This is a genomic window from Vibrio sp. SCP2 (genome assembly GCF_059295395.1).
Map to the genome: position 1 here is coordinate 480,138 of NZ_JCAFVV010000003.1, position 8,627 is coordinate 488,764.

Below are 8,627 nucleotides of genomic sequence, written 5' to 3' on the forward strand. Positions count from 1 at the left end.
AACGGGAAGATTTTAACTTCTGTTTTAAGTGATAAAAAAGAAAAACCGCCCGAAGGCGGTTTTCTTTTATACTGATTTCGGCAGGGGAGCAGCTACATTCATCGGCTCTTTGGTGATCCAGTCCTCTATCCACTCTTTTCTTTTCGTTGAGTTATTCGCTAACTCTTTCTGCCAATAGAGAAACGCAGAATCATTCATTCGAGAAACATCGCGCTCAATCTCCATCCAAGGCATACCTTTTATACTATATTCTTGTCCACCCTGTACAGACAGCTTCTGGGCCTGTTTTAGTGGATAGATACCTACACCTGGCGCAAGCCCCATTTGTGATAACGATGAGACAGCAATATGCACTGGTAAAAGCACGGCTTTTTTCTTGTCCAAAATTGGACCAAACGGTCTCAATGTCGGAACTCTTCGTCCTGTTGGAGAGGTATATCTAAGCTCAAACTTAACGATATGCAGAGTCCTACGGTCACTAAATGGATCTAAGTATCTATTGGGTTCTGCATTAACTTTCACCTGAAACTCTTTCACAAAAGATCCCAACCCAGATGCAAGTTCGGTGTTGGTATCAGTGAAATTGACCTCTTTGATTTCTACTTTTGCATAAGGAGAAGGGACTTCTTTTTTATAAGTATATTCACCAACTTCTAGCAGTGTACCGAAGAAACTCGGCCCTTCAGTCGTGTCTTTTGAAAATATCGACTCTTGCTCTTCAATCGACAAAGACAAGCGCATTGCCACCTGATAGCCCTCTCCCATCATACGTTTGTACGTATCTTTTTCGCCGCCTTCGGAAAGTAAAGCAACATATATGGTAACTGGCTTGTCATTGGACCAATCAAGTGCAGAGGATTTCGATGCTTTCTCATCAAACCACTCAAATCCACTCCCTTTCGAAACCGCACTAAAGCTCAAAACATCACCTTTTAGATACGGAGCAATACCTTCAGATTTCTTAGCAGAAGCACTTTTAACAAACTCTTCGATTAGTAAATCATATTCGTTAATCACTACTTGCCTATTCGCCAAACCGTCGTATAAAACGAGAGGTAGACCATCAACCTCGACTTCACCGTCACTATTCAGGTGGCATTGCTTACCATAGGTATTATTATCATCGACACCATAGTTAAACATGGTTAACCGCTCGTCAGTTCCTGCTAGCGATAGCGTACTCCCATCAGCAGTGAAATAGTATTGCATTGAACGAGCTTCTCCACTTTGTTTCCACTTATCAAAGTCTTGCAACTCGTAATTTGAGTACAACGGTTTAAGGCCAGGGATTTCATACTCGCCGAACCAATATGTTGGCTCAAACTCAACACATGTTAGATGTTCTTCAATTGCGTGTTGGTTAAAGTAACCTTTTAGCTTATCGTTGCTTCCGCACAAGGTTAAGTCATCCGCTTTTCTCGGCGCCATCAGAACTTCAAAGCTTGGCCCTTTAAAGTCCCAAAGCGACCGTTCACAGCAGTATTGCAGCGTTGTCTTAAATATCTTTTTCTTGGATTTAGAGGCATTACTTGATAATACAATCTGAACCTTAACACGTGTAAAAGGCGTAATTCGATTGGTTTTGTTTGGGGAAATCCATTCGTCAAATGGCTTCCAAGAAACCCCATCCCCTCTACTGTCAACTAATAAACGGCTGAAGCCGATATCGCTCGATTTAACCGACTCCACATTGTTATCGAACATTTTTGCGAAATCGGAAAAGCCATTGTCTACATCACCCTGATATAAACGAGCTTGAACTGGGAAGCCTTTATTGAATTCCCCTTGGATACGAGCTCTCTTCAACAAAGGTGACAATTGTGGCGAATGTTCGTTTTTCCAAGATTGTGCAAAAGCGCGGGCAGCACTTGCACCTGACTTATCATCCCTAACTCGCTGAATCCAGTTCTGAGCCATGGTGTTGTAATTGCTTAGCGGCGCCTCCCAGTTATCGTTGATAACATAAACATCGATGTAATCCTTAACTCGATATTCCTCAAGCAACCCTTGCAACTTAGAAACATTAGGGTTCCAAAGCGAAATTCGAGCAAGCAATTCCACGAGCCCGTTAAGCGCAAGAGCACGGAGTAAAAATCGTTTCTGCAGTTCTTGCACCGTTTCTTTATTCTTCAGGTGAGATTCAACTTCATCACGCGTCTTTATCTCACTACGCTCAATCGTTACTTTTAAATCTCTGTACTGTTGAAGAACTCGAATATGGATTTTGCCTAACTGGTTTAGTTGGTCGATATTCTGATAACGACCTTTAAAGTCAGAATAGGCTTTTTCAGTAATGAGCTCGTCTAGCACAGATAACGCACAGTCTGCTAGTTCTGCTCCGGACTTTAGATACAAAATACCCGCAGCAAGCGGAGCTAGCGGAGTAAACATCGCAAACCCGCTAAGAGTGGTTAACACCGCCGCGACTTGCGCCTTCTGCGTATCATCTAAGCCAACATCCAATGCTTGCTTCAACTGGCGTGCTTTCTCTAACTCCACCATGCCGCTGCGGCTCGGTGGTAAAACAACTTGATAGTTAGGAATAATCAAGCGAACTTCAACTCGTCGGTCTAGGGCGGCAGGGGCACTGTCTCCGGTCTGCGACATATCGCTCTTGGTACTATCAGCCGTAAGCGGTTGAGTATTTCCATAAGACGCCGTGTAAACCCTTTCTTCCAAGCTAGAGTCAATGGAGGTAATTGCGTTGGTAACAGTTTTTGCACGATTAGCAGCAACAAGATCGTTCGCATCAGAAGAACCAATCCTACCAGCATGCCCTTCTATCGATACCTTGTAGCTTGGGTTATCTAGCATCAATTGCGACAAATTCTTACACACTTGTTTAATGTCTGTTCTCAGCTTGCCGTGCTCATTGCCATGTTGCCATTCGTTGAACTTAAAGTTGATATGAATCGCTAACCCTTGGCTGTCCTCAACTATGTGGGCTATCTCCTCACCATCGCTACCATTGATGACGTTTTTAGCATCGTCTAACGCTTGTGCCCATTCTTGATACGCTTTAATAACTGAAATAGATTGAAGGTAACTTTGAGATATCGCATCAAAATCTTCTTTGGCTTCAAGAGACTTCTTCTCAAGCTCGTTTTCTTTTTGCACCAAATCGTACAAGTCAACTAAGCTAGAGCCAGATTCAAGAATTGGAAATGCTCGGTTCATCTTCTCCATGACGGAGCCATTAAACCATGACGTCGCAAGTCGTGTTGAGTTCTCGCTGAACGTCCCCGTGATCAAGCTAGCTTTTATCACATCGAGTTCGCGCTTAATAAAAGAGATGTTCATACCGCTCTTGCGAAACGCCAAGGCCGCCGCCTGATTAAAGTCGAGCCTCTTATTGGCAAATTTTATCGCTTTGGTCAATTCTTTACGGCTTTCTTTAAATGCTGAAAAGCCAAAAGCAAGTGCAACACTGCTGGTCATTAAATCGGGCAGTTTTTGTTTCTCTATGTCAGACCAGATACCTTTAGAGACACTAAACATGGTTGCTTTCAGGTTTTCTGAGAAAGGATTCCCTCCCATCAGGAAACCTTCGCCCAGACTTTCCGCATTCTTTTTGATTGCTGATGCTAAACCGAGAGTATTAATACCCGTACCGCTTAGAGGAACCGATTTACCAGTTTTTGTCATTAAATCGCTGTAATTAGTGGGTAATGCTTGGGGGTACTGGTAAAACAAACACTCTTCAAGAGAGATCATGTCGCCGCATACAATGGCAAGCTTCCCATAACCGCTGATTGATTTAAACGTTACCTTTTCGTTCAATTCGTAGGTATAACAGCCCTGCTCTTCTACGCCAGTAACCGCCGATGATTTATTCCGTTCAAATCGGAGTCGTCCAGACTTGATAACTTCAGGAACTTCATTTTGAAGACGTTCATTCGCTTTTAAATAATCTTTAACAAAGAATTGGACTCTAAGCCCGTAGAAACCATCCCCGACAACAAATTCTTGCTCGTCGTTTAGGGAGTCTACCATCGATTTATCTACTACAGAGGGCAGATTAAATGTTACAGACGGAAGTGTGTTGTTAAAGTCCTCAGAGCTTCTATCCTCACCTACATAAAATGGCAGCCTAACAATATCACGTGCTATCACAACTTCTGCTTCTTGCTGAGTATCGCTTAGTGTATCTGCGTACTTTAATAAAGACACTTCCGCACCAACATAAATATCACTACTAAATACAATACTTATGGTATTTACAGCAGGAACAACAAAACCTTCAATAAACTCAACGTCAGATAACTGAATATCCGCATACCATTGGTTGTAATTTTCTTCTTCCTGCGATAGTGATTGCCCATGTTCCTTCGTGTGAGGCCTAGCAAGTTGTTTTACAGAAATTTTGGTAGGGTTAAACCGCCTCGCTACGTTTCTCGAGCTCATCTCCGTATACAGAGACTTCAATGTTTCTTTTAGTTCAACGATAGACGATGTATTTTTTGCTAATTGGCCAATTAGATTAGTTGGTGGGAACAGCATTTCATAGTTTTGATCATCATCAATCGTTGTGATGGGGCTATTATGGCGAAGTAGCACTTGCTGTTTACTATCTTCAGCTTCACCTAAGTACGATAGGTTACATAACCTGCCATATTGGTCACTTCCCCAAAACCTTGGTAAAGTGATCGAATCTTCAGCGAGTGCATCGACAAATATCGGAGTAAACGGTATAGGTCGGATGTTTTTCAACTTAGCTTCATCAGTTAAGTCACTCTTTTGGTTCCAATCTGAAAAAACAACGTTTTTATCTTTATCTCTGCTTCTTTGATAGGTCGCGCCTAGAAGGTATAACGGCCTATCATAAGTTTGCACGTCACTCATTTCGTTGCTCCTTTAAACCACAAACCATCATTCGCCAAGCCATTGTATAAACTCATATTCGAGTTAACACCTATTTCGCCAGTACCTAACGCATACCATTGCCAAGTTTGTTTTTTCTCGCGATCAACCACTGATAGGTAAGACACTCGATCACGTGCGCTAAAGCGAGCAGAGGCTCCCAAAATAAGAGCCCTTATGAATTTTTCTTCTGCAGCGAATTTTTTAACCGTGTTATTATTAATATCAAAGAAGAAATCATATTTACTATTTTCTCCCCAAGCATAATGACCATCAGGACTTATCGAGCGAAACTTCATTAGGATATCTCTATCCGGCAATCGTTCAACGAAGTCAATATAGCTTCTTTTTTTGGTTTCTAGATCTATCTTTACTAGCCCGTAATCATTAAGCGTAATCAACTGATTGTCTTTCATTACAGCGGCAGGACCAATCCCAAAATCCACCGCTTCAATTTCACCAGTTTCAGAATCCCAACGGGCATTATAAGCATCAAACTTCTGCCCTGGCATTGTGTGAAAATAAAGAAAACGACTATCCTCTGACCAAACCATACCAGGATAGCCCCCTCCAAGTAATTTAGTTGTTACTCCCTTTTCCAGGTCGTATACGTACTTACCAGTACCGCTATCAATCCAAGAAACATAACGTAAATTAGGGGAGCGTCGAATTAGCACTACCCCATATCCAACGGTATCTTCTACGACTAAACGTAAATCAGTGCCATCTGTCTTCATGCTCCATATTTTTAAGTTCACTTTGTCTTCATCATTAGCCCATGCAAACTGAAAACGCGGCAGATCATAAGAGCTAGCATCGTTAATGTCTTCCTTGGGCCATTCATCTGAATTAAAGACATAGTATTTAGGAAACTTGCCCGGCATAGGTTTTATTTTGTCATCGGCTACCCAATTCTCATTGGTCACTGCCGATTCAATTACGTAGTAGTTATGCTCGCCGACATAGACCCGATCTGGGTGTTTATCTTGCTCTGTTTGCGCAGAACTCGAAACAGGGGAAGCACTCTGTTGAGATTGGTCATTACAACCAATGATTGCTAAGCCTAATAACGTGATTAGTAGTGTTTTTTTCATTTTCTAGCCTAATAAATCCGTAACTTTTACTTTATCGCGCAACTTAAATGTTTCGGGAGTTTCATTCCCTCGTGATGCATGAGCCCCCCTTAAAATATCGACTTCTTTAACCTTTTCAGGCCAGCCACTAAATCGTAAATTGAGATAGCCATCTTCATCGACCTTGGCACAACGAAAATATGCTTTTTGCGCCCAACTATGCTCTTCGTTTTGTAACATAAAATAGTCATCGGGCTGATCGGTGGAGCCCAGAACACGATAGCGTAGTATGATCTCGCTTCCAGGAGGCGGTATATTGACTGCAGCAACATTGCAATCGCTCTGTTCATTCACAAGCGCTTTCACTTTTTGACTTTCAGAGAGCTCAGGCAAAGCAAAAACAGTTTGTTGAGTAAATTCTTGATTGCTGCTGTAGTCTGACGTTTCAGCTAGTGAAACAGCCATCGATTCATAATTGCTTTCTAATTCAGAAATAGCATCATCACTTAATGCTTGAGATGCGTAATACAGGTAAACGCCTTGGCACTCACCTTTGATTTTGTATGGTATCCAGATATGAGGTAGCGGATAGCCCAGAACCTCATCGCACGGTGTAGAAGAGGCTTTCATAGGGCTAGGATGTGTCGAAACCATCAATTGCTCATGTTCAAAACCAACGAACTTGATCTCGACCTCCTCTGCGACCAAACTAAACACTCTTGCCTGCTCATTGATGTCTAGTTCGCCGCTAAACACTTCTACCCCATCTTGCAAAATGGTGAACCGTTCAAAAGCAACATTCTCTCCGGGGAACAGCGAAGAGCCATCAATATTGACGTGTCTTGTCTCTGTTGTTTTTTTTCGGCTATTGCTCATGTCTACATCAGCAAAATATCCATCATTTGTTACCTGCAGTTCGCGCCAAACTTCCCCATTCCAAATAATGTAAACACGCCCCGACGTGTAACCATCCCACGAAGAGCCCGATTTATGCAAAGGAATCACAGGCACTAACACGTTATCCCACTCATCCATCTGAGTTTCTTTATCAACGGGCTGCAGGTCTTCTGCCAGTTTAAGCAAGATTGGCTGTGGTTGGTCGACACAAGGGATTTTGATGTAAAGTGTTTTGCCTTCTGTTTCTAGATCTTTAAAGGTTGCAAGGCTACGGTGTTTGTTCTCAGCATCCGCTTTTCCTACCGTGACTTTTTCTTTTTGCGCTTCTGTTTTACCCAACATCAAACAGGCAGCATTGCTAGACCACTGTCCTGCAAACTCTACTACGATTTTGTGGTCTGGGCTTGGCTCAGAAGGTACGTGTGTGTAATTGCGAACTAGCGCGACGTCGTGCGTTACCTGCTTGTAAGCAGCTTTGTAGACTTTGTTTTCAGTCGAAGAAGACACAGAGTCAATAACAGCTTTAAGCCTTGGGAAACTTTGCAATTGAGAATCGGTTAGTGGCGTTTTCCGAGAGAAAGTTGATAACCCGACCCAGTATCCCTTCCCTAACTCAGCTCTGATCGCAGCCAACAATCCGCTTGGTGACTTTTTAGCTGAGAGTGAGATTTTTTGCGCAAACTCTTTGGGGAGGTTTCTCAGGATGTCATCTGAATGTCGCAAACGCGAAAGCTGCCCTATACACTCATCCGGTGTAAGAACATAAGATAGCTCGTTGGACGATAGCTTCGAGCTTGGTATAAATTTGCAAACTAATTGCATGTGAATTCTCCACAACCGACATCATAAATAGGGTTGCGGTGACTTTTAAGCTGATAAGGCTTACAGGTACGATTTGGTGGAAAAATAATACTAAGTTATCTGATTAAATTCAATTAGATGCAACAATAAGAAATACCGACAAAATAACTGGAGAAAAAGTTAAAGTAACCGCAAAATCCAACTTAATAACCAGAAAAACCTCACCTTCCACCTTCAACTAAACACGTTTCTCATCCAAATCGTTTTAGTGACAATTCTTTAATTATGAGCAGAAGGTAACAGTTCATGTATAAGATAGGAAAACGAGACCATCATTGTTGGCCCCCACAGCAGGCCGTTTAATTAAATCAACGGCTGCTACAGAGACAGAATAAAAAGGTGAGTATTTAAAACACTCACAAAGGTAACCTTCCAGAAGCAAGCTAGGTTTATATGCCCTATACTCGGTTACAAAATGTAAGGTGGGAATAACCACCTAAAGCAGAACTCTATACCCATGTATAGAAACGAGCGTAAATATATAATAGTTAAACATTTTTTCAACGCGACACATTCACCACACTGAGTAACCTTTAACCCTCACAATGACTTTATCCGCTACCAAAACAACATTAGTGACAGTTGTTCTACAAATTTTGCCTTGTATATAAGCTACAAGGTGCAGAATGGATTTATAGAATAAGTTCTTTCACTAGATCCAGATCACAAAAAAGCGAGCTAAACGCTCGCTTCAATTACGCTGCCATAGGCAAATAGTTGGAAAGTTCGACATAAGATTCATGTGGCTTCACGCCCCTAATAAATGCCGAAAGTGTCTTATCTAAGGTTGTAGTATCTTGTGCTTGTTCAGCTATTGCCCCTAGATTGTTCTCCCCTTTTACCGTCACGGTAATTTGGCCGTCTTGCAGCGCACTCATGTCTAGGTTCACATTCCAGCTACCATCACCGGATACATTGACGGTCGTTTCTGGGGTT

At 42.1% G+C, this 8,627-nt stretch carries 3 protein-coding genes and 1 pseudogene; all 4 read right to left on the reverse strand.

Going from position 1 to position 8,627, the window contains the following annotated elements; genetic code table 11:
* Positions 1-66: 66 nt before the first annotated feature.
* Positions 67-4,842, reverse strand: coding sequence for an OmpA family protein (locus tag AC5O63_RS13310; RefSeq protein ID WP_494505313.1), 4,776 nt, complete (start codon positions 4,840-4,842; stop codon positions 67-69).
* Positions 4,839-5,954 (reverse strand): TolB-like translocation protein, encoded by a 1,116-nt coding sequence (locus tag AC5O63_RS13315; protein WP_494505314.1) that lies wholly within the window; start codon positions 5,952-5,954, stop codon positions 4,839-4,841. The genes AC5O63_RS13310 and AC5O63_RS13315 overlap by 4 nt, the downstream gene beginning before the upstream one ends.
* 3 nt (positions 5,955-5,957) lie before the next feature.
* Entirely contained in the window at positions 5,958-7,652 is a 1,695-nt protein-coding gene (locus AC5O63_RS13320) for a hypothetical protein (protein WP_494505315.1), read from the reverse strand.
* A 734-nt stretch (positions 7,653-8,386) separates the two neighbouring features.
* A pseudogene (locus AC5O63_RS13325) lies at positions 8,387-8,627 on the reverse strand (hypothetical protein); the annotation flags it as partial.

Bases quoted from the DNA above. Each gene is read 5' to 3' on its own strand.
- AC5O63_RS13315 (WP_494505314.1), bottom strand. From the start codon at position 5,954: ATGAAAAAAACACTACTAATCACGTTATTAGGCTTAGCAATCATTGGT.
- AC5O63_RS13310 (WP_494505313.1), bottom strand. From the start codon at position 4,842: ATGAGTGACGTGCAAACTTATGATAGGCCGTTATACCTTCTAGGCGCG.
- AC5O63_RS13320 (WP_494505315.1), bottom strand. From the start codon at position 7,652: ATGCAATTAGTTTGCAAATTTATACCAAGCTCGAAGCTATCGTCCAAC.